Genomic DNA, 21,989 nt, shown 5'->3' on the forward strand with positions numbered 1-21,989 from the left:
TAAGATTAAAAAACTAGTCAAAGGTTTTACTGGAATCTTCAAGAAGCATATTCAGCTCTGCTAATTCTTCATCGGTCAAATCTCTCCACTTACCCATTGGAAGATCTAATTTAATATTCATAATACGAATTCTTTTAAGCTTTTTTACTTCATAGCCAAGGTATTCGCACATTCTACGGATCTGTCTGTTGAGACCCTGAGTAAGAATAATCCTGAAAGTCATATCATCCACTTTCTCTACTTCACATTTTTTCGTTACTGTATCTAGGATCGGAACACCATTCCTCATTTTATCCAAAAATCTTGGATTAACAGGCTTATCAACTCTAACAAGGTATTCTTTTTCGTGGTTATTTCTTGCTCTTAAAATCTTATTTACAATATCACCATCATTAGTTAATAGGATTAAACCCTCACTGGGTTTATCTAATCTCCCAATAGGAAAAATTCTTTTGGGGTGATTTATATAATCGACAATATTATTTTTTTCTCTTTTGGCATCAGTTGTACAAACAATACCCACAGGTTTGTTAAAAGCAATATAAACAGGCTTTTCTTCAGACTCTCTGATAGGCTTACCATCAACTTCTACTACATCTTCATCGGAAACTTTTGTTCCTAATTCTGGGATTTTCCCGTTGATCTTTATCCTACCCTCTTCCAATAACTTATCTGCTGCTCTTCTCGAGCAGAAACCAACTTCTGATAAATATTTATTAATACGTGTTTTTTCCATTAATCTTCTCCGTAACCAGTATAATTTTTATTGCTGAAAATTGTTATGCCATAACTCAAACCGATAAAAAAGGCACTTGATTGATCAAATTTATGATTTTCAAGAACAATTCCTCCTTCCTGGCTTAATCTTTTTGAATATGAGATCTGTTTCCCCAGTTTCAGTCCCCACATTTCGGCGTTTGAAACCACAGAATTATTGATTTGTTTTGCATAATTAACATCTATAAAAAAAGGTTCATCTCCCGGGGCAAAAATAAATTTAGGCTGAATAACCCAATACAATAAATGAAAATTACTATCAATAAAACTATACTTTAGTCCAGTTCCCAGTGCAAAATTAGGAAGAAAATTGTATCCTCCAACTACGGTCATTCCGTAAGTAATTTTGTTTGGCACATAAGGAGCTATATTTTGCTGATAATAAGGAGAATCTGAATTCTGATTATCCTTGATACTATTTCCCAGATTATAACCTAGATTAAGAGAGGGATTAATATAAAAATCCATTTTTGGTTTTTTACCTTCTGTATTTTGGGAATATGCTAGAGATATTGAAAACAAGCTTATAAACAAAGAGAGAGCTTTTTTCATATAGTTTCAAATTTATAATCGTTTTCTAAAAACTGATCAGTAGCATCTTCAATTTTATACTCCCCTATTTTTGTTCTCCTCAGCTGCGTTAGATAAGCACCTACGTTCAACTCCTGTCCAATATCGTGTGCCAGGCTTCTGATATAAGTTCCTTTTGAACAGCCTACCGTAAAACTTACTAAAGGAAGATTGATTTCAATATTCTCAATATAAAAAACGGTTGTCTTTCTGGACTTCATTTCTACTTCCTCACCTGCCCTGGCCAGATTATAAGCTCTTTTACCATCAATTTTTATTGCTGAGAAAACAGGAGGCTTCTGATCGATCTCACCAATAAATTTTTGTAAAGCCTCTTTTATCTGCTCTTCAGAAATATTTGAAATATCCTGGTGAAGGATTTCAGGTTTTTCGGTGTCATAAGATTCTGTTTGAACTCCTATTTTGATCTCTGTCCAATATTCTTTAGGAGCATCCTGTATTTCAGGAATCCTCTTTGTAAATTTCCCAGTACATACGATAAGCAAACCGGTTGCCCTTGGATCTAAGGTCCCGGCATGTCCTATTTTAAATTTTTTGGGAAGGTTAAACTCACTTTTGAGTTTATATTTCATTTTATTTACCGCTTGAAAAGAAGTCCAATCCAATGGTTTATCAAGTAAAAATATATGGCCTTCTAATACGTTTTCAGCAGTCATAAATTAGTGATGAATGATAAATAAATCAATAAAGGAATAAGTTTTATTTAAAAAAGTAAAAATAAATAAGCAAAGCTACTCCAACAAAGATACGATACCATCCCCAAGGTTTGAAACCATACTTATTGAGTACTCCGATAAATGCCTTTATAGCAATTAATGCTACAATAAATGCTACCACGTTCCCAACTATGAAAATAGTAAGATGATCCTGTGATGATAAAATCATCTCATATCCTTTTTGAGGATGAGGGGTTTCTTTTCCCCATGTTTTAACAAAAACAGAATATACAGTAACAGCTAACATGGTAGGAACAGCTAAGAAAAAAGAAAATTCAGCCGCTGCTTTTCGGGTTAATCCCTGTGTCATTCCTCCAATGATGGAAGCAGCACTCCTACTGGTTCCAGGCATCATTGCCAGACACTGCCAAAAACCTATTGTTACAGCTTTTTTTATTGTTATCCCTTTTTCGTCATCAATAACCGGATTTTTAAACCATGTATCAGCAAATAAAAGCACAACTCCACCTAAAACAAGGACAGACGAAATGGCAATCTGATTACCAAGAATAGCTTCTATTTTATCATCAAAAAGATATCCTAAAACTAAAGCTGGTACTACAGCAAATGCCAGTTTATAGTAAAATTTAATATTATTAAAATCAAAGAATTTTTTCCAGTAAGCAACTACAACAGATAAAATAGCACCAAACTGAATAGAGACCTGAAACATCTTTAAAAATTCATCCTCTTTCAAACCCATTAAATTGGCTGTAAAGCCCATGTGTGCAGTAGAAGAAATTGGAAGATACTCCGTAAGACCTTCTATAATGGCAATAATAATTGCTTTGAATAAATCCATATCTATAAAATTAAAAGATTAAGAGATTTTGAAATTCAGAAAAATCTAAACTTCTCAACTTCTTAATCTTTAATAAAAAATTATTTTCTTTTTAAAATCGCATATACTTCGATAGCGAAACCTATGACTACGAACAATGGAGCTATTCTGATTCTTCGAATAGAGAAAATACCATCATTCCAGGAATTAGGATCATATTTCCCATCGACAGTGTTAGCATCTGCACCCATCATCAACAGAAAACCAACTACAATAAATGCTAATCCTATTAACATCCATTTAAAGTTTTGTTGCCCGAAGTAAAAAGTGTTTTCCTGTGGAGCTTTGGTATCAGTACCAAATTCTGCTGCGGAAAATTTATTTGTTTTTTTGCTCATTTTTTTAAGAGTAATATAAGTCGTCAACGTTTGTTCTTAAGAATCTCCAAGTAGCCACAATAGTACTTAAAACGGTAATAAAAATTCCCACTCCGAATACAAGTAGAACCAACCAGAAATATTGATTATTATCCTGTACAAAAGCGGACCCGATCTGACTCGTAAAGTAATACCATACCCCAAATAATGCAAGAAGGCCAATAACAGATCCTATACATCCTAAAATCAGGGCTTCAATAATAAAAGGTTTGAGGATAAATCTTCTTTTTGCTCCTACAAGCTGCATTGTTTTAATAATGAATCTTTTCGAAAATATCTTCAGACGAATTGAGTTGTTAATTAAAACGACCGCTAAAACAAGGAATAAGATCGAAAACCCTAAGATCCATTTTAAAATCCGGTTCAAATTATTGTAAACATCGACCATCAAGGTACTGTTATTTTTCACATCTATAATACCCGGAACAGATTTTAGTGTTTTTATTGCCGCATCAATTTTAGCAGGATCTACATATTCAGGTTTTAAGGCTACTTCGATAGATGAGGGGAAGATATTGTCTTCAAATAGTGCATCACTATCTATTCCCATACTCGCTTTCGCCTCTTTGGCTGCCATCTCTCTTGAAATATAAGTTGCTCTCTTTACAGGAGCTAAGGTCTGTACTTTTTTAAAAGTTTCTTCTTCGAGTTTTGCAATCTTTACAGAATCTTTAGCATCATAATTTTCGTCAAAGTACGCATTCACAACTAATTGCTCCTTGATATAGTCAGAATATTTCTGGGCATTAATTAAGATCAATCCCATTAACCCTAATAAAAATAACACTAAGGCAATACTTATTACTACTGTAATATTGCTAGACCTAAGTCTTTTCTTATTAAATTCATCTACAGATTTCGCCATTAATATTAAATTTTTTGGCTAAAATAGAAAAAATCTTCCGAAATTTGGGACGAAAAGGAGAAAATCATTGTTAACGAAATCATAAAAAACTTTGAGTGTAAAAGCAAAAAAACATCTTGGTCAACACTTTTTGACAGATGAAAATATCGCGAGAAAAATTGTAGAGGGCCTAAGCTTTGAAAATTACAATAATATCATGGAAGTGGGACCAGGAATGGGAGTCCTCACAAAATATCTTTTAGAAAAAGATCAATATATTTATCTGGCAGAAATAGATAATGAATCTATAGAATATCTCAAAAAGCACTATTCTAAAATTACAGAGAAAAACTTTGTAGGAGACTTTCTAAAACAGGATTTCGCCTCTATAAACAATGAGCAAATTGCTATTATTGGAAATTTCCCTTATAATATATCTTCACAGATTTTATTTAAAATAATAGATCATTACGAACTGGTACCAGAAATGGTAGGGATGTTCCAAAAGGAAGTTGCTGAAAGGACTGCAGCGGTTCCCAGAACAAAAGATTATGGAATTTTATCGGTACTTATTCAGGCCTATTACGATGTCTCTTATCTGTTCACGGTTCATGAAAATGTTTTTAACCCACCTCCAAAAGTGAAATCCGGAGTTATCAAATTGACCCGAAATCCCAAGGAAGGATTAGCTGGTAACGAAGTTCTTTTTAAGCAGATCGTAAAAGCGGGATTCAACCAAAGGAGAAAGAAATTATCTAATTCACTTAAAATACTGAATATTCCTGAAGTATTAAAAACTCATGAATTTTTAGACAAAAGAGCTGAAGAACTTAGTATTCATGATTTTATAGCTTTCACCAAGCAATGGAAAGAGAATCTATAACTGAAAAAGATAAGAATATAAAAAGCCTTTCAAAATCTGAAAGGCTTTTTTATGAATTATATGACTGATAATCTATTTATTCTCTGTTTTTAAGCATGATCCAACCCGACCAGTTCATCTGAGCTTTTGATTTAGGATATTGGAAGTTGAACTTGTACCAATATGTAGCAGTCGATAATCTCTTACCTCCTACTGTTCCATCCCAGACTGGATTCTGTTTGGTGAACCTGAACATTTCAACACCATATCTATCATAAATAGATCCTGTGAAATTATCAAAATCACCGAGCGATTTAAGATCAAGAACATCATTGATTCCATCCTGATTAGGAGTAATAACATTCGATATCTTTAATGTAAAGAAGTCAAGGGTTCCTACACAATGTGTTCCTTGTATTCTTACCTGTAGATTATACGTTGTATTATCTATTAAACCAGGAAATACATTAGAGGTCTGCCATGAAACTCCACCATCAGCAGAATACTCCAGTACTCCAGGATTATTGTTAATTGATGGATTTACAGCAGTAATTGTTAATGTATTGCTATTATTATAATCTAATCCTGTAATAAAAGGTAATGTAGCTGCCATTACTTTAGACGTAAACACCTTTGTACAGTATCCGTTATCGATCGTTACAGAATAGATTCCTAATTGATCTACAAAAATAGTCTGTGTAGTTGCACCTGTACTCCATAAGTATTTATAATTAGGACCGGCTCCTGCATCTAATGTCACTCTGTCCCCAATACACATTTCAACATCCTTTAAAGGAGAAACAATTTCAGGTACTACCTCTACAGTAACTGTTGCAGGTTGCAAAGATTTACATCCTTTTGCACCGACTGCATATACTGTAAATGTTGTTGTATTGTATAAAGTTACCGTTTGAGTGTTACCAGTACCTGTAAAATTACTCCATTGATAGGTTACCCCACCAGTCGCAGTAAGATTTACAGAATCACCTGGACATATTTTTAATTTTGTAGAAACAACATGCGCAGTAGGAGAAGCTTCTTTAAATAGTTTAAGTTCAACCATTCTACTGCAGAAGCCCCCATTAGAAACGACTACATAAAGTATCTGACCATCATTTCCATTATAGCTCAATGGAGTAGTAATATAATTGTCGTTTTGAGCTATAGCATCAGCCTGATTTTCATAAAAATGAAATACCGCATTTGGTGTTGTACTCATTGTTGGCATTGCAGCAACCAGATCAAATGTTGTAATATCAGGAGTAGTACAGAGTAATAATGTAGCATCATTTGCATTAGGAGTTGTTCCACCATGAATTTGGATAGATGCCTTACCCGGGCATGGATTCCCCGGGACACTTACTTCAATAGTATATGTTCCAGGTTGAATAGCCGTGATCGTGTTAGTAGTTGCACCTGTAACAGGTGTTCCGTTAAAAAACCATTGATATAATAAATTAGGATCACTCACAGACGCTGTGATCACTTGTGGCACGTTGTCACAAACATTAATATCCGATGGTAAAGTAGCTCCCGAAGGATCTAACAAATCTACACCAATATTAAAAGATCCTCCTTCTAAGAATACCGCCGAGTCAAAAGAAGTATCTCCAGCATCTGCAATTACCATCTTAAAATGATATTGCTGACCAGCAACTACGGTTGCTGTTGCAGTAAGGGGAATTGTTCTCCCATTAATGTTTGTATCACTAATGGGCGGATTATAACCTGCAAAAAATGTTTCGTTTATAGCAGGACATCCTCCAAAACCTGTAATTTCGGGGTGAATATTTGTAATACTTACGGGACCTCCTCCACTAGGCAATACTGCCATGTTAGTGTAAGGTCCACCCGTAGATGGTCTGATTAGTAAAGCAAATGAATCCGCGAATCCACATGGATAGCTACCGGTATATTCTTCAGAAGCCATTAAATAATTAAATTTAACCTGAGATGACGTAGGAACGAAATCAAATTCCAAGATTACGGCATCAAATAGTGGTTTACTTGGATTTGTTGCTGCTACTAGATCTGGATCACTACCCGTCCCGACCACATCACTAAGCCCTGTGTCCGGTGTATTCCCTGTACGATTAGCCTTTCCTGTGACTAATACAATTCCATCTTTAAAAGGAAAGCTACTTGTGGATCTATGAAAATATCCCCAAGCCCTATCCACGTCGCTAGCTGGTAAATTAGGAGTTACTACAACATTTGTCACACTCGGTGTAACACATGAATTAGTTCCTGATGATATTAACACATCCCTCACTAATTGATCCATTGTAAAATTCGACTCATTATACCCAGGAGCATTTACATCAATAAGAGTACCTGCTTTGGCTGCCGAAGCCGAAAGTTTTTTTACTTGGGGCTTTCTGGCTGGTGTAGTTTGTGAATGATAAAAATTCAATGAGATTAAAAAAAAAGAAAACAATAGGAGATATCTCTTCATAATATTTTTGTTTCAACAAATTTAATTTTTTTTTAAACATACCACATACATATTTAACATTATTATGTTAAAAAAGTAAAGTCTTCCGTTTATGGAAGACTTTACTTTTATCGCATATTTTTGAATATTAATTCCTATTTTTCAATAATATCCAACCTGTTCGTAATTCTAACTTTTTGCTTGCAGGATTCTCCCATTGCACTCTATACCAATAGGTAGCAGTAGGTAGATTAAGTCCTTTTACATTTCCTCTCCAGACAGGTTCAAGCTTTGTAGCTTTAAAGAGTTCCTGTCCATATCTATTAAAAATAGAAGCTGCAAAATTATTATAACTACTTATTCCAGAGAAATCAATGGTATCATTTAACCCATCAGAATTAGGAGTAATTGCATTATTGATTACAAAAGTGTAATAACTTAAAGTTGTACTACATTTGGCATCTTTTACTCTTACCACTAAATTATAATTGTTGTTATTTAAAACATTATAAAATATATTGGAATTTTGCCAGGTAACTCCTCCATCGATAGAATATTCTAAAATACCCCCTGTAGGATTCGTTGCACTTAGCGTAAGAACATGATTTTCAAAAACAATATTGGTAAACTGAGGCAAATTAGGATTCAATAATTGAGCTGTAAAAGCTTTCGTACAGGTTCCGTTACTAATTGTCACTGTATAAGTCCCGGTGACATTTGTTGAAATAGTTTGGGTTGTTGCGCCATTACTCCAGATATAAGTGTAATTAGGACCGCTTCCGGCATCTAAAACTCCAGTTTCACCTACACACACATACACATCTTCTAAAGTAGAAGTAATAGCAGGAACTACTTCAATGGTTACTTTAGCCGGATTAACAGAAGTACATCCGTTTCCTCCCAATGCATACACCGAATAGGTGGTGGTAACAGTTGGGGAAACAACTTGTGTATTTCCATTACCCGTTAATCCTACCCAATTGTATGTAATACCTCCGGAAGCAGTTAAAGTGACTGATTCACCAACACATATTTTTAGTTTTGAAGCAGAAACTGTTGCTACAGGAGGCCCCACTACAACCGTAACAGTTGCTGGATTTGTTGAAATACATCCATTTGCTCCTACTGCGAAAACAGTATAAGTAGTTGTTAGTGCTGGAGAGACAACCTGCGTACTACCGTTACCCGTTAATCCAACCCAATTATAAGTTACTCCTCCACTTGCAGTTAAAGTAACTGATTCTCCTAAACAAATTTGTGCATGAGAAGAGATTACCGTGGCAACGGGAGGTGTTTTATCTTCTATTACGGTAACATTTGCTGTATAGGTACAGCTTAAATTTCCTGGCTGTGTGGTATTTTGTACTGTTAGAGTATAAACTCCACCAGCATTCACAACAGGAGTTAACGTATTAGCTCCCGAAACGATAGTACCTCCGGTAGTGGTCCATAATATTGAAGAACCAGCAGGAATTATTGAAGCTGAAGCGTTTAATGTTAATTGTGGCGTTGTACAAGTAATACTTTGTGGTGCTGCAATTGTTAGAGTAGTTTCTGCTGTTTTTAGCAATTGCAGTGTAACAACATAGCTACAACCACCGTTTCTCACTAAAACATATACAGTCTGATTTCCTGGACTTGAATAAGTGGCAGGCGTTGCAATTGTATTTCCATTTCCAGCATTGGCATCTGCCAAAAGTACATAATAAGCAAATGTAGCTGTTGCCACACTAGTTATTTGTGGTTGAGCAGAGGTCAGATCATAGATTATATTACCAGCCTGATAACATTTTAATAATGTGGCATTTTGAACCGTAATAGGTTGGGAAACTTCAATTGTTATTGTTGCTGCAGTTTGAGAAACACAGCCATTTGCTCCTACTGCTGTTACCGTATAAGTTGTGGTAGCTGCAGGTGTAACGGTTTGTGTATTTCCCGTTCCAGGTAGTCCAACCCAATTATAAGTAGCACCTCCAGAAGCTGTTAATGTAACTGTTTCTCCAGCACAGATCAATACTTTTGTCGCTACCACCGTTGTTGTAGGTGGTGCACTGTCTCCTACCACGGTAACATTAGCAGTAGCCGTACAGGTTATATTTCCTGGCTGATAGGTATTAGAAATTGTTAGTGTATAAGTTCCTGCAGTGTTTACTACAGGAGTTAATGTATTCCCTCCGGAAACTATATTTCCACCAGTCGTAGTCCAGTTGAATGTAGATCCAGGTGGATATACTGATGTTGAAGCATTCAGTGTTATTTGTGAGTTAGCGCATGTTAAGGCTGTTGGCGGTGCTATAGTCCCTGTCATCTGTGGTGCTTTGATCAATTGCAGCTGGGCTACTTTTGAACAAAAACCACTTTTCACCAAAACATATACTGTTTGTCCTCCGGGGCTAGAATACGCAGTCGGTGTAGCAATAGTATTAGCATTTCCGGCGTTAGCATCAGCTAAACTTGCATAATAAGAAAAAGTAGCTCCTGGTGTTCCACTGATCGATGCTTGCGCAGCCGGCAAATTAAAAATTGCGTTTCCTTGAGCATAACAAGCTGTTAATGTTGAATTCTGAACTGTAGGAGAAGTTCCACCAACAATAGTAACAGTAGCTATTCCGGGGCACGTATTTCCAGCAAGCAGAACATGAAGAGTGTAAACTCCTGGTTGTGTTGCTGTATAAGTAGCACTTGTTGCTCCGGGAATAGGAGCATTATTTAAAAACCACTGATAAGAAGCGGTTGAATTCTGAACTGAAGCAGTAAGTACTTGTGGTGTATTATCACAAACATTAATAGATGGTGGAAGTGCTACCCCTGCAGGTCCCAAAATCTGAACTCCTATATCAAAAGATCCGGCTTCTAAAAAAACTGCAGAATCAAAATTAACATCCTGGAAATCCGCTAAAACCATTTTAAAATGATAAGTCTGGCCAGGAATCACAGTTCCTTTTGCAATTAATGGAACAGTTCGTCCATCGAAATTGGTTTCAATTTGTGGGTTATTCATTCCTGCAAAATATTGCTGATTGACAGGACCGCAACCTGGAAAAGTGCTGCTAGGAGGAATTAATGGATGTATATTTGTAACACTTACAGGTCCGGCGCCATTAGGAAGCACTGCCAGATTGGTATAATTTGGATCACCTACTTTCTTTAATAATAAGGCAAAACCATCTGAAATACTACATGCAAATTGGTTCTGACTATTATATTCTTTAGAGGCAAATATATATCTAAATGAAACCTCTGTAGAGCTTGGAACAAAATCAAACTCTATAAAAGTTGCATCTTTTAAATTAGAATTATTGACACCAATGGCATTTGCTAAATCGCTATCTCCACCTGATGGTAAGCCATCACTTAAAGTACCCTGAAAATTATTCCCGGCCTTTCTTGCAAATCCCGTTACAAGGACAATTCCTTTTGCAAAAGGAAAGTTGGTAGTTGCCTTATTAAAATAACCCCAACTTCTATTCTGATCACTTATTGCTAAATTAGGAGATACGGAAACATTACTTACATTTGCTGTGGTACATGTAGAACCTCCTGTTATCAAGACATCCTTAACCAATTGAGTAATGTTATAGTTCGATTCTGGATATCCGGGCGCATTTACATCAATAAATACTCCGGCTTTCATACTTTCAGCTCTAGGTGGTTTCGATGGAACAACCTTCCCTCTGCTTTGAGAGAAAACCAGAGTACCTACAAGAACTAAAAATAAAGCCAAAAATAAACTTCCTGTCCTCCTATTTAACATTTTATATTGTTTTCAACAAAAATACTATTTTTTTTGATTGAAATTCATATCAAAGCAAATTGTATTATTAATAATATAAACTTATTTATATTAAACTATCCATTTAAATTTAATTAAAAAACAAAAAAAGACTAACGTATCGTTAGTCTTTTTATAAGTATGATTAATACATTATTCAAATTATTCAAAGTTCTTCAATAATATCCAACCAGTTTTTACCGCTTTTTCTTTACTTGCAGGATCTTCAAAAGTTACCTGATACCAATATGATGATGAAGGTAAACGTTTGCCCTGGAAATAACCATCCCAATAAGGTCTTACTTTTTCAGCTTTATAAACCTCACGTCCATAACGGTCGAATATACTTGCTGTAAAATCTTTATACTCGTTAATTCCTCTAAAGTCAATAATATCATTTACATTATCTCCATTAGGTGTAATTACATTTTTCATTATAAAAGTAAAATATTCCAGGTACCCTACGCAACTTGTATTTTTCACTCGAACCCTGATTGCTATAACTTTATTTTTAGGAACATTATTGAATACATTAGAAGGCTGCCATGTTAATCCGTTATCAACAGAATACTCCAGTGGTCCGTTACTTGGATTACTAGCAGTAATAACCATAGTTCCACTAGCATTGTAATCTACCTTAATCACAACTGGAGGAATAGCCTGAATTACTTCTGTAGTAAATATCTTAGAACAAACACCATTGTCGATCGTTACGGTATAGGTACCCGGTGTAGCTGCAGTAATGGTTTGAGTAGTTGCACCTGTATTCCAGGAATAAGTATAATTAGGTCCTGATCCTGCATCTAAGGTAATTTGGTCACCAGTACAAATCATTCCCCCCTTAAGAGAAGAAACAATAGCTGGAACCACTTCTACCGTTACAGTAGCAGGCAGCAATGATTTACATCCTTGTGCTCCGATAGCATATACTGTGTACGTTGTTGTTTGAGTAGGGCTTACGGTTCTTACTGCACCAGTCGTTGACGCATCACTCCATAAATAGGTAACACCACCGGAAGCTGTAAGTATAGCAGATTCACCTGAACAGATTTTCATTTTTGAAGAAACGACCTGAGCGATCGGAGTAGCTTCTTTTTTAAGGGTTAGCTTAATCATTTTGCTACAAAATGCTCCATTGGAAACCACTACGTATAAAATCTGACCATCTGTACCATCATAACTAGATAAATTAGTGATAAAGCTATTATTCTGAGCAACAGCATCTGCCTGATTTACATAGAAATGAAATACAGCACCTGTCGTTGTGCTAATTAATGGGGTTGCTGTATTTAGATCAAAATTAAGTGCATTTGGAGTCGTACAAATCTTCAATATAGCATCATGTGCTGTTGGTGTCGTTCCCCCTATAATTGTTATTGTTGCTGATCCCGGACATTGATTTCCAGGTACAGAAACTTTTACTTCATATACACCAGGCTGTGTTGCAATATACTGGACATTTGTAGCTCCCGGAATAGGAGCCCCATCTTTAAACCACTGGAAAGTCATTCCCGGTACAGCGCTTACTTGCGCTTTTAATATCTGTGGTGTATTATCACACATATGGATGGTATCTGGTAAAATAGCACCCGTTCCATCTACAATTTTTATTCCTATATCGAAAGATCCTCCTTCCAAAAAAACAGCTGAATCTAAACTCTGATCATTATAATCTGATAAAACCATTTTAAAATGATAAGCAACACCGGGAGTAACATCTGCAATCGCTGTTAAAGGAATTGTTCTTCCATTATAATTCGTCTCTATATTAGCTGTATTATATCCTGCAAAATATGCTTCATTAAGAGCCCCACAAGTTAAAGGATCTCCGTTATCTTCATTTGCGGGACGTATATTGGTAACACTTACTGCACCTGCCGTTCCAGGAAGAATCGCTACGTTGACATAAGGTCCTCCGGCTACAGGTTTTATAAGCAATGCAAAGGCATCTGAGTAATTACATGGATACCCTCCGGAATATTCTTCAGATGCAAACAAATAATTAAATTTAACCTGATTAGAATTAGGAACAAAATCGAACTCTAAAGCAACTGCATCACGCTGACTACCTTGGCTAGTACCAGTAGCCGCAGCAAGGTCAGGATCACCTTGTGATGAAATTGTCCCAGACAAACTTCCTCCGGTATATAAGGTATTTCCCGCCTCTCTTGCATATCCTGTCGTTAAAACGATTCCATCTGTAAAAGGGAAACTGGTTGTTCCTTTATGAAAGTACCCCCAAAATCTGTCATTATTCCCAACATCATGATTAGGGCTAACTGTTACATTCGTTACATTAGGTGTTGAGCAATTCGTCCCTCCATTAATAAGGATGTCTTTAACAAGCTGTGCCGGAGTAAAAGCAGAAGGAGCATAGGAAGCTACATTTACATCAATAAATGCTCCAGTTTTCATACTTGCTGCCGTAAACTTCTCCTTTTTCACTTTCCGCTGAGGCATTTTCTTCGTATTCTGAGAAAATAAAAATAGGGGAGCTAATAGTAATATTAAAAAGAAAAAGTAGTTTTTCAATCTATAATTTAACATTTTGGTATTGTTTGTCCAAAAATAATAAAAATAAAGATATGATGTTCGTTTTTTATGAATCAAAACAGTATTAGATAAAATAAATACTATTTTAATATTTCACCATAATTAAACAATTAGTTGGGCAGTTTTTAGCAATAAAAAATTTAATATTTAGCTTAAAATTAGAAAAAAAGCTATATTAAAAAATGATTAAGAAATCCTTATTGAACTAAAAAAGTGATTTTTGATCAATTTCATTTATCATTCTTTCTTTAAATTATTTATTTCATTTTGAAGAAGGAGAATTTGATCTTTTAAAGCTTTGATCTCATTTTTATTCGAGTTCACGCTGCTTTTTAATATCACTTTTTTTGCCCTTTCATTATGATCCTCATCATCTTCATCTTCATTAATCTCTTCTATATCTTCCTGAATATCTTCAATATCTTCATTAATCTCTTCTATATCTTCACTGATTTCCTCTATATCCTCACTGATCTCTTCAATGTCTTCGCTAATCTCTTCGATATCTTCCTGAATGTCTTCTATATCTTCCTGAATATCTTCAATTTTTTCGTGACTTCTATTAACAGACATCTGAATAAATATAGCAAGATAAATTGCCTCCAGAGATACCACTGTGGTTAGAATCAAAAGCATTTTATCGAACTCTACAATATGTAGTAACGGGAGGAGAAATGAAATTATAAAAAATAGGGTATGAACAATGAGTGACGGGATAGAACCAATCCACCAGGTAATACCAGTAGCAATCTTTTCCAGAATTTCTGTTTTTTCGGTCTGCGTTTTCATCACTTTTAATTTTATAAAAATTCTTTACTAACTCCTAATCCAAACAAAGCAAAATCATATTTTGCCGGGTCTTTATCGTCAAATTGCCTTATCACCTTATCTAACTCTTCTACCGTTTTCCAATCATTCTGAGTTCTTGTAATTAACCCCAATTTTCTGGAAATATTCCCTGTATGAACATCTAATGGAATAGATAAATGTTTCTGATCTATATTCTTCCAAATTCCAAAATCGACACTGCGTTTGTCTTTTCTTACCATCCAGCGCAAGAACATGATAATTCTTTTTGAAGATGAATTTTTATAGGGTGAACTTACATGTTTGTGACTTCTATGCTTTCCGGTTTCTAAAAAAGAAACCCTGAATCTCTCAATAGCGTGTAAAAAATTAGTTTCAGCATCTTCAATCTTAAATAAGCTTTCTAAACTTTCATTCTCCTTATAGATTTTATTGAACTGCTTAATGAAATAAGTAAAATCCCCACCATTAAAAGTTCTGTGGATACTTTTATCCTGAATTGAATGCAGATCTTTTTCTGAAAAATTCATTACAAAATCGTAAGGAGAATTTCCCATAATATCTAACATCTTTTCAGCAGATTTAATAATGGCTTTTCTATTTCCCCATGATATTGTTGCTGATAAAAAACCGGCAATTTCGATATCCTGTTTTAAAGAAAAACGATGCGGAATCTGTATGGGATCATATTCAATAAAATCATAATTATTATATTGATCAGATTTCTCATTTAAAAAATCTTTTAATTCATCAAATTTCATAACTCCACTTAGATTTTCACACTTTCCAGTGCTTTTGGTAAAAAAGTATTAGGAAAAACATTTCTGGCTTCATCAGTAAATACGGTAAGGTCTCCATATCTATTGGAAAAATGTCCCAAAATTAATTTCCCCACTTCTGCTTTTTGCGCTATTGTAGCGGCTTCCAAAGCTGTCGCATGTCCTGTATAATCTGCCATTTCTTTTAGATCATGTAAGAATGTTGATTCATGATACAAAACCGTTACATTTTTAATAATAGGAATAACACTTTCAAGATACCGGGTATCACTACAGAAGGCATAGGAAACTGACGGTATAGGATCAACGGTTAAGATCTCATTTTTCAGAACATATCCATCACTAAGTACAAAATCTTTTCCTGCTTTAATATGATGATAATCACAAACCTCAATCTCGTCATATTTGGCAATCTCCTTCATATTGATATGTCTGTCTTTTGGTTTTTCTTTAAAAAGATAGCCATTACAATAAATCCTGTGGTCTAAAGGAATAGTATAAACTTCTACCCTATTGTCCTCATAAATTTTTTCAGAATAATCTTTATCCAGCTCATGATAAACAATCTCAAATCCCCGATGCGTTTCAGTGATTGTAAAAATAGTCTCTAGCATCTTCTTAATTCCTTTCGGACCATATACATGTAAAGGAGTATCACGTCCCAATAACCGAAAGGATGCAATAAGGCCGGGAAGTCCAAAGCAGTGATCCCCATGAAGGTGGGAAATAAAAATATGATTAATTTTCGAAAATCTTGCTTTTGCTTTTCTTAGCTGTACCTGGGTTCCTTCTCCACAATCAATAAGAAAATGTCGTTCTTCCATTTCTAACAATTGCGCTGTCGGAGAAGTATTAATTGTAGGAATCGCTGAGTTAAAACCTAATATCGTTAAATAAGTACTCAAATCAATAGTTTATTATAACAAATGTACAACAGAAATTTTGGATATACTTACATCCTAAATTATTATTACTGTCCATCTACAACTTTTAAATTGTTCAAAAACAGATCTAAAGCCTGCTTACGGTGGCTAATTTCATTTTTATCTTCCGGGTTCATTTCTGCAAATGTTCTGTCATACCCTTGTGGCACAAAAATCGGATCATATCCAAAACCTTTAAAACCTTTATTCTCTGTTAATAAATTTCCATAAGCTCTGCCTTCAAAATACTGAGCTCCCTGTTCATCATAATAGCATAAAACAGTAATAAAGTAGGCTTTCCGGTTTTCAACACCTTCCATCTCACTTAATACCTTTTCAATATTTTTACCGAAGTCATGATCCCCGGCATAACGGGCTGAAAAAATACCCGGCCTGCCATCCAACGCTTCAACAACCAATCCGCTATCATCGCCTAAACTTGGAATCCCGGTTTTCTCGAAGCAGTATTTTGCTTTTATTAAAGCATTAGCATTAAAAGAATCTCCATCCTCTACGATCTCTTCGTGAATATCATAATCCGTGAGACTCTTAACAAGATAATCAGCTCCTAATATTTGCTGGATCTCTTCTTTTTTATGTTGATTGTGTGTTGCAACTAATAATTCCATATCCTTTTTCATTTTTTTAAATTAAATTTCCGAATAATGTACTTTATACTTTTTCCTAAAAAGATAATAGAATAAAGAGAAAAGTACAATTCCTACTGCCAGTAATATCCATTCAGAAACTTTAAGAGCTTCTGAAAAACTTTCATTTTTCGTATAGGTGATCAATAATGATGAGCATAAATTATTGAACCCATGCAGAAGCATTGGTAATAACAAAGATTTAGTTTTAAAATAAACAAGCCCTAAAACACATCCCAATAAAACGGCACCTACTAACTGCCAGGGATTACCATGCACCAATCCAAAAATAATGGAAGCATATACAATTGCTTTCCATGGTTTTACTCCTTTATTAATTAATCCTTTTTGAATAATCCCTCTAAAAATAATCTCCTCAAAAATCGGGGCCATAATCACGGCTGTGATGATCATTACAACAGGATCATCCGTCAGTTGATTCATCAGTTCACTGAAAAACTCATAATACTTACCAAAGAAAGGACCTGTAGTAGGAATCTGAGCAGTTATAAATTCTGAAATAAACATCATGCCTATCATCAAAGGGAAAATCAGGAAATAGGTATAAAAATTGGTAGGAGAAAAATTAAAATTAAGTTTTCTTTTTGTGGTTGGCCTGACGATAAAAAAATCAAAAAAAGCAATTGCCGTCAAGAATCCTGCAGCATTTGAAAGCATAAAAAACCAATCTTTGAATTGCAGGTTTTCTTTAAAAACAAACATCCAAAAAATATTAAAAAAGGAGACGAACATTGTTCCTACAAACAACCCGCCTAATAAAACAACGCCTCCGATCCATGTAAAAGTAAACTGTGGATATTTGCTGCTTTCCATGTTTTTTCTTTGTAAAAATTTAATAAACAAAGGTAATTTTTTTAAAAGCCCCAAACAACTAAAAAAGAAAATTCTTCATTCATCTACTTGTCGGAAAAAGCCTTTACAGGTTTTATAATAGGCAAATAAAAAAGTTCTTATAAAATCTATTTCTTTACTTTTCAAGCTGACACCTGTTCAAATATTGATACCTCCAATCTAAAAAGTAGATACCGTGTTTTCTTTTTGTTTATTAATTTATTTGAATCCTCATAAAAAATCACGATTTTTGCAACTTCAAAATACACTATGTCAGACTTAATCAAAGAAATACAAAAAAGAAAAACATTTGGAATTATTTCTCACCCGGATGCCGGAAAAACTACTCTTACAGAAAAACTTCTGCTTTTCGGGGGTGCAATTCAGGAAGCAGGTGCTGTAAAATCCAATAAAATAAAAAAAGGAGCAACCTCCGACTTTATGGAAATTGAAAGACAGAGAGGGATCTCTGTAGCCACTTCCGTATTAGCTTTTGAATATAAAGGACACAAAATTAATATTCTGGACACTCCTGGTCACAAGGATTTCGCAGAAGATACCTATAGAACATTAACAGCCGTAGATTCCGTAATCGTCGTAATAGACGTTGCAAAAGGGGTTGAGGAGCAAACTGAAAAATTAGTTCAGGTTTGTAGAATGAGAAACATCCCCATGCTGGTTTTCATTAATAAGCTTGACCGTGAAGGTAAAGATGCTTTTGATTTACTGGATGAAGTTGAACAAAAATTAGGATTAAGTGTAGTTCCTCTTTCTTTACCTATCGGAATGGGAAGTGATTTTCAGGGTATTTATAATATCTGGGAAAATAATATCCAATTATTCCTGGAAGAGAAGAAACAAAGAGTTGGTGACACCGTTAAGTTTGATAATATCAATGATCCGGCAATCGATGAATTGATTGGAGAGAAAGCAGCTAAGTCTTTACGTGATGAACTTGAACTGGTACAGTCTGTTTATCCCGAATTTAGCCGTGAGGATTACATGAAAGGAGATTTGCAGCCCGTTTTCTTTGGTTCTGCATTAAATAATTTTGGAGTTCGTGAATTATTGGATGCATTTATTGAAATTGCACCAATGCCCCAACCAAAAGAAAGTGATACCCGTATCGTAAAACCCGAAGAAAATACTTTCACTGGATTTGTTTTCAAGATTCATGCGAATATGGATCCTAAACACAGAGACCGATTGGCATTCGTTAAAATTGTTTCTGGAACCTTTAAAAGAAATGAAAATTACCTATTGGTAAGGGAGGGCAAAAAGATGAAGTTTTCTTCTCCAAATGCTTTTTTTGCAGATAAAAAAGAAGTTGTAGATGAAAGTTTTCCTGGTGATATTGTTGGTTTACATGATACAGGAAGTTTCAGAATCGGTGATACGTTAACAGGTGGTGAAAAATTGAGCTTTAAAGGAGTTCCTAGTTTCTCTCCGGAACATTTCCGATATATCAACAACAATGATCCACTTAAAGCGAAACAACTTGCTAAAGGTATTGATCAGCTGATGGATGAAGGTGTTGCCCAGTTATTTACCCTTGAAATGAACAACAGAAAAATTATCGGAACTGTGGGTGCACTTCAATATGAGGTTATCCAGTATCGTCTGGAACATGAATATGGGGCAAAATGTACTTACGAACCACTTTCTATGCACAAGGCGTGTTGGATAGAGGCTGATGAGAAATCTGAGGAATTCAAAGAATTTGCAAGACTAAAACAGAGATTCTTAGCCCGAGATAAATACAATCAACTGGTATTTCTGGCAGATTCTTCCTTTACAATACATATGACACAGGAAAAATTCCCGAATGTAAAATTACATTTCATCAGTGAATTTAACCAGTAAGATCATATATCTTAAAAATAAAAAAAACCGTTCAGTGTTACACTGAACGGTTTTTTTTATGGATTAAACAGATATTGATTATTTATTAATAATTAATTTCTTAGAAATTCTTTGGTCGTCTTTATCTACCTGAATGATATAAACTCCAGTGGGAAGTTCAGATAAATTAACGCGTTCGGAGATTTTACCTGTTTTATTAATATCTTTTTTCGGACTTACTAATTTTCCATCCATAGCAAAAACAGTATAAGATATTCCTTTTTTCGCATTAGTTTCGATAGTAAAAATACCTTTAGAAGGATTTGGATAAATAGCAAATCCGGCTTCCGATTTTTCTGAGTCACTTACTCCTAATGTCGAATTGATGGTAAAGTTTGTTGTATTTACGTTTAAAAAGACATTATCAATTGCCTTGATCATTAATCTTGCATTACTTGCTGTACCTAATCCACCAGGAACATTGAAGGTATAAGATCCATTATTCGGGGTACTTGCAACCAATACGTGAGGGAATGTAAGTCCACCATCTGTCGAAAGTAGAATACTTACATTTGCAGTGTTTACAGGAGCTGCATTTGTATTGGCAACATCCCAGGTTATCGTTTTAGACTCGCCTGTATTCCAAACTGCTCCCGGAAGATTTTGAGAAGTAACAACAAAAGGTCCTGCCGCATCTGATACTGTTAATTGAATATCATCGCGACCTGTTTGTCCGCCAGCCGGATTATTATCTCTTACCAATAATGAAAAATTCAATGTTCTGGCAACAGAAGATAATTTTTCCCAGGCTCTGTAATTACTTGCTGTAATTATTGTTGGATTATAACCTTCTATAATTGTAGATAATCTCGGAAAATATCTTGATGGTGAAGTGGTAGCCCATAAAGATCTGAACATCGGTCCTACTGCATTTGCCGGTCTTGGAGGCATTTGAGCCGCTCCAAAATCAATTTGTTCCCAGTTATAAGTGATAGCATCACCATCCGGATCATTTCCAACCCCTGTTAGCATGAATGGAGTTTGTTTTGGTATCGTTTTATCAGGTCCTGCATTTGCAGTGGGTTCATTATTACCTGTTGCTGTATTCACGCTACAGTTTCTTGAAGGAGAAGTGATCGTTGTATACATTTCACGAATGCTAACCGCATGGAAATAAGCATCACTGTTATTCTGAACATTAGGAGGACAGATTCCTGCATATCCCATAATTGAACTTGCGCTTCCAGGTTCAATCGAAGTTGCATCGTTTCTGTTACATGCGTTATTCTGTGTATGATTTGCCCCAAACTGATGTCCCATTTCATGTGCTACAAAATCGATAACAAAAGGATCACCTACAGGAACAGCAGATCCAGTAACACCTCCTGCTTTCACTGTATTGCTACAAACGGCAGGTGTATAAGCTAAGCCATTATCGTTTCCTTGGTTTGCTTGAAAAAAGACATGACCTATATCATAATTTGCCGCTCCAATAGCATTATTTGTTACCACTACATTCTCGTCAATCATTTGATAAGCATCAAGCGGGTCGTAAGTATCTACACTGGTAAAAAACAAAACATCTGTATTAGCAATTAACTGCAATGTTACAGAAATATCATTTTCAAAAACTTCATTAAGGCGCGCTACAACTAAATTAACAGCAGCTAAAACAGCAGCTTTTTTCTGAGCATCAGTCCCCGTACTTACCCCGGCCTGCAGGGCAATATAAGCTGTATACTCTATCGTGGTAGAAATCGCAAGCCTGTATTTACGCAATAATCCATCAACAACTGTTTTTCCTTCCAATCCGGAACCAATTTGTTTCAATGAATTATCATCTTTAAAAAGACACTCAAATTTACTGGCTGATTGAGCATTTTTCCTGTCATACAATCTGTAAACCTTATTATCAGGTGAGTATGAATCTATATAATACATTCCTTTAGAGCCCCTGATTACCGCATTTAAACCAAAATAAGGATCTAATGAGAATTTTATTTTAGTAGCTGGATCGCCTACTCTATGTCCTGTGTATGATTTGATATCAGAATATCTTGATTGAAGATCAGGATGCATTGTTGATGCTTCCAATATTTCATAAGTGTCAAATGCTCCCTGGTCATTAGGAAATTTTATTAAAACACCCTTTGCCAAAGGCGTTTTATTTCTGTCGGGCGCATTCGATAGTTGTTGTTTAAGTTCATTTGTATTCAGTCTTAACAATTCATAGTCAGATACTCTAACAGATGATTCCTTTGTTTCTTTGATACTTTGCTTCGAAAGCTTTGTCCATTGATTTTGCTGTGCAAATCCCATAGATGATATTACGAGAAAACCTGCAAGAATTAGTAATCTTTTTTTCATATACA

At 35.1% G+C, this 21,989-nt stretch carries 17 protein-coding genes; 2 read left to right on the top strand and 15 right to left on the bottom strand.

From position 1 onward, the window contains the following. Positions 1-13: 13 nt before the first annotated feature. From rluF to J7E44_RS05350, 6 genes are all read right to left on the bottom strand, one after another. On the bottom strand, positions 14-736 hold the full coding sequence (rluF, locus tag J7E44_RS05325; RefSeq protein ID WP_214826325.1) for a 23S rRNA pseudouridine(2604) synthase RluF: 723 nt from the start codon (positions 734-736) through the stop codon (positions 14-16). Next, a complete protein-coding gene (locus J7E44_RS05330; protein WP_214826327.1) occupies positions 736-1,329 on the bottom strand; it encodes a hypothetical protein in 594 nt (197 codons plus the stop codon). Before J7E44_RS05330 ends, rluF begins: the two co-directional genes overlap by 1 nt. Continuing rightward, the gene (gene truB / locus J7E44_RS05335) at positions 1,326-2,024 is read right to left on the bottom strand and encodes a tRNA pseudouridine(55) synthase TruB (RefSeq protein ID WP_214826329.1); all 699 of its coding nucleotides are present in this window, start codon (positions 2,022-2,024) and stop codon (positions 1,326-1,328) included. The genes J7E44_RS05330 and truB overlap by 4 nt, the downstream gene beginning before the upstream one ends. A gap of 43 nt (positions 2,025-2,067) precedes the next feature. Beyond that, positions 2,068-2,886 carry an undecaprenyl-diphosphate phosphatase gene (locus tag J7E44_RS05340; RefSeq protein WP_214826331.1) on the bottom strand — a complete coding sequence of 273 codons (819 nt, stop codon included), beginning with the start codon at positions 2,884-2,886 and terminating at the stop codon, positions 2,068-2,070. Positions 2,887-2,966: 80 nt separating this feature from the next. Further along, on the bottom strand, positions 2,967-3,263 hold the full coding sequence (locus J7E44_RS05345; RefSeq protein WP_214826333.1) for a DUF3098 domain-containing protein: 297 nt from the start codon (positions 3,261-3,263) through the stop codon (positions 2,967-2,969). Positions 3,264-3,267: 4 nt separating this feature from the next. Then, a complete protein-coding gene (locus tag J7E44_RS05350) occupies positions 3,268-4,167 on the bottom strand; it encodes a cell division protein FtsX (RefSeq protein ID WP_214826335.1) in 900 nt (299 codons plus the stop codon). Positions 4,168-4,258: 91 nt separating this feature from the next. Here J7E44_RS05350 and rsmA point away from each other — a divergent pair, with 91 nt between their 5' ends. Further along, on the top strand, positions 4,259-5,029 hold the full coding sequence (gene rsmA / locus J7E44_RS05355; protein ID WP_214826337.1) for a 16S rRNA (adenine(1518)-N(6)/adenine(1519)-N(6))-dimethyltransferase RsmA: 771 nt from the start codon (positions 4,259-4,261) through the stop codon (positions 5,027-5,029). A gap of 76 nt (positions 5,030-5,105) precedes the next feature. Here rsmA and J7E44_RS05360 read toward each other — a convergent pair whose 3' ends face one another. The 8 genes from J7E44_RS05360 to J7E44_RS05395 all read right to left on the bottom strand — a co-directional run bounded on the left by J7E44_RS05360 (position 5,106) and on the right by J7E44_RS05395 (position 17,757). Then, complete coding sequence (locus tag J7E44_RS05360) at positions 5,106-7,463, bottom strand: choice-of-anchor L domain-containing protein (RefSeq protein ID WP_214826339.1); 2,358 nt, start codon at positions 7,461-7,463, stop codon at positions 5,106-5,108. A gap of 127 nt (positions 7,464-7,590) precedes the next feature. After that, on the bottom strand, positions 7,591-11,196 hold the full coding sequence (locus J7E44_RS05365; RefSeq protein WP_214826341.1) for a choice-of-anchor L domain-containing protein: 3,606 nt from the start codon (positions 11,194-11,196) through the stop codon (positions 7,591-7,593). Between the two features lie 180 nt (positions 11,197-11,376). Then, complete coding sequence (locus J7E44_RS05370; protein WP_214826343.1) at positions 11,377-13,761, bottom strand: choice-of-anchor L domain-containing protein; 2,385 nt, start codon at positions 13,759-13,761, stop codon at positions 11,377-11,379. A 243-nt stretch (positions 13,762-14,004) separates the two neighbouring features. Continuing rightward, entirely contained in the window at positions 14,005-14,556 is a 552-nt protein-coding gene (locus J7E44_RS05375; protein ID WP_214826345.1) for a DUF1003 domain-containing protein, read from the bottom strand. A gap of 11 nt (positions 14,557-14,567) precedes the next feature. Next, a complete protein-coding gene (locus tag J7E44_RS05380) occupies positions 14,568-15,335 on the bottom strand; it encodes a TIGR02757 family protein (RefSeq protein WP_214826347.1) in 768 nt (255 codons plus the stop codon). A gap of 8 nt (positions 15,336-15,343) precedes the next feature. Further along, positions 15,344-16,258 (bottom strand): ribonuclease Z, encoded by a 915-nt coding sequence (locus tag J7E44_RS05385; protein ID WP_214826349.1) that lies wholly within the window; start codon positions 16,256-16,258, stop codon positions 15,344-15,346. Positions 16,259-16,323: 65 nt separating this feature from the next. Beyond that, positions 16,324-16,917: an RdgB/HAM1 family non-canonical purine NTP pyrophosphatase gene (gene rdgB / locus J7E44_RS05390; protein ID WP_214826351.1), complete on the bottom strand. Its 594-nt coding sequence runs from the start codon at positions 16,915-16,917 to the stop codon at positions 16,324-16,326. 9 nt (positions 16,918-16,926) lie between these two features. Next, on the bottom strand, positions 16,927-17,757 hold the full coding sequence (locus tag J7E44_RS05395; RefSeq protein ID WP_214826354.1) for a CPBP family intramembrane glutamic endopeptidase: 831 nt from the start codon (positions 17,755-17,757) through the stop codon (positions 16,927-16,929). A gap of 288 nt (positions 17,758-18,045) precedes the next feature. Between J7E44_RS05395 and J7E44_RS05400 the strand changes: the two genes are divergently transcribed. Then, on the top strand, positions 18,046-19,638 hold the full coding sequence (locus tag J7E44_RS05400) for a peptide chain release factor 3 (protein WP_214826355.1): 1,593 nt from the start codon (positions 18,046-18,048) through the stop codon (positions 19,636-19,638). 78 nt (positions 19,639-19,716) lie between these two features. Here J7E44_RS05400 and J7E44_RS05405 read toward each other — a convergent pair whose 3' ends face one another. Continuing rightward, complete coding sequence (locus J7E44_RS05405; RefSeq protein WP_214826356.1) at positions 19,717-21,984, bottom strand: zinc-dependent metalloprotease; 2,268 nt, start codon at positions 21,982-21,984, stop codon at positions 19,717-19,719. Positions 21,985-21,989: the final 5 nt, after the last annotated feature.

This window comes from Chryseobacterium sp. ISL-6 (assembly GCF_018613715.1).
Lineage (GTDB): Bacteria > Bacteroidota > Bacteroidia > Flavobacteriales > Weeksellaceae > Chryseobacterium > Chryseobacterium paludis.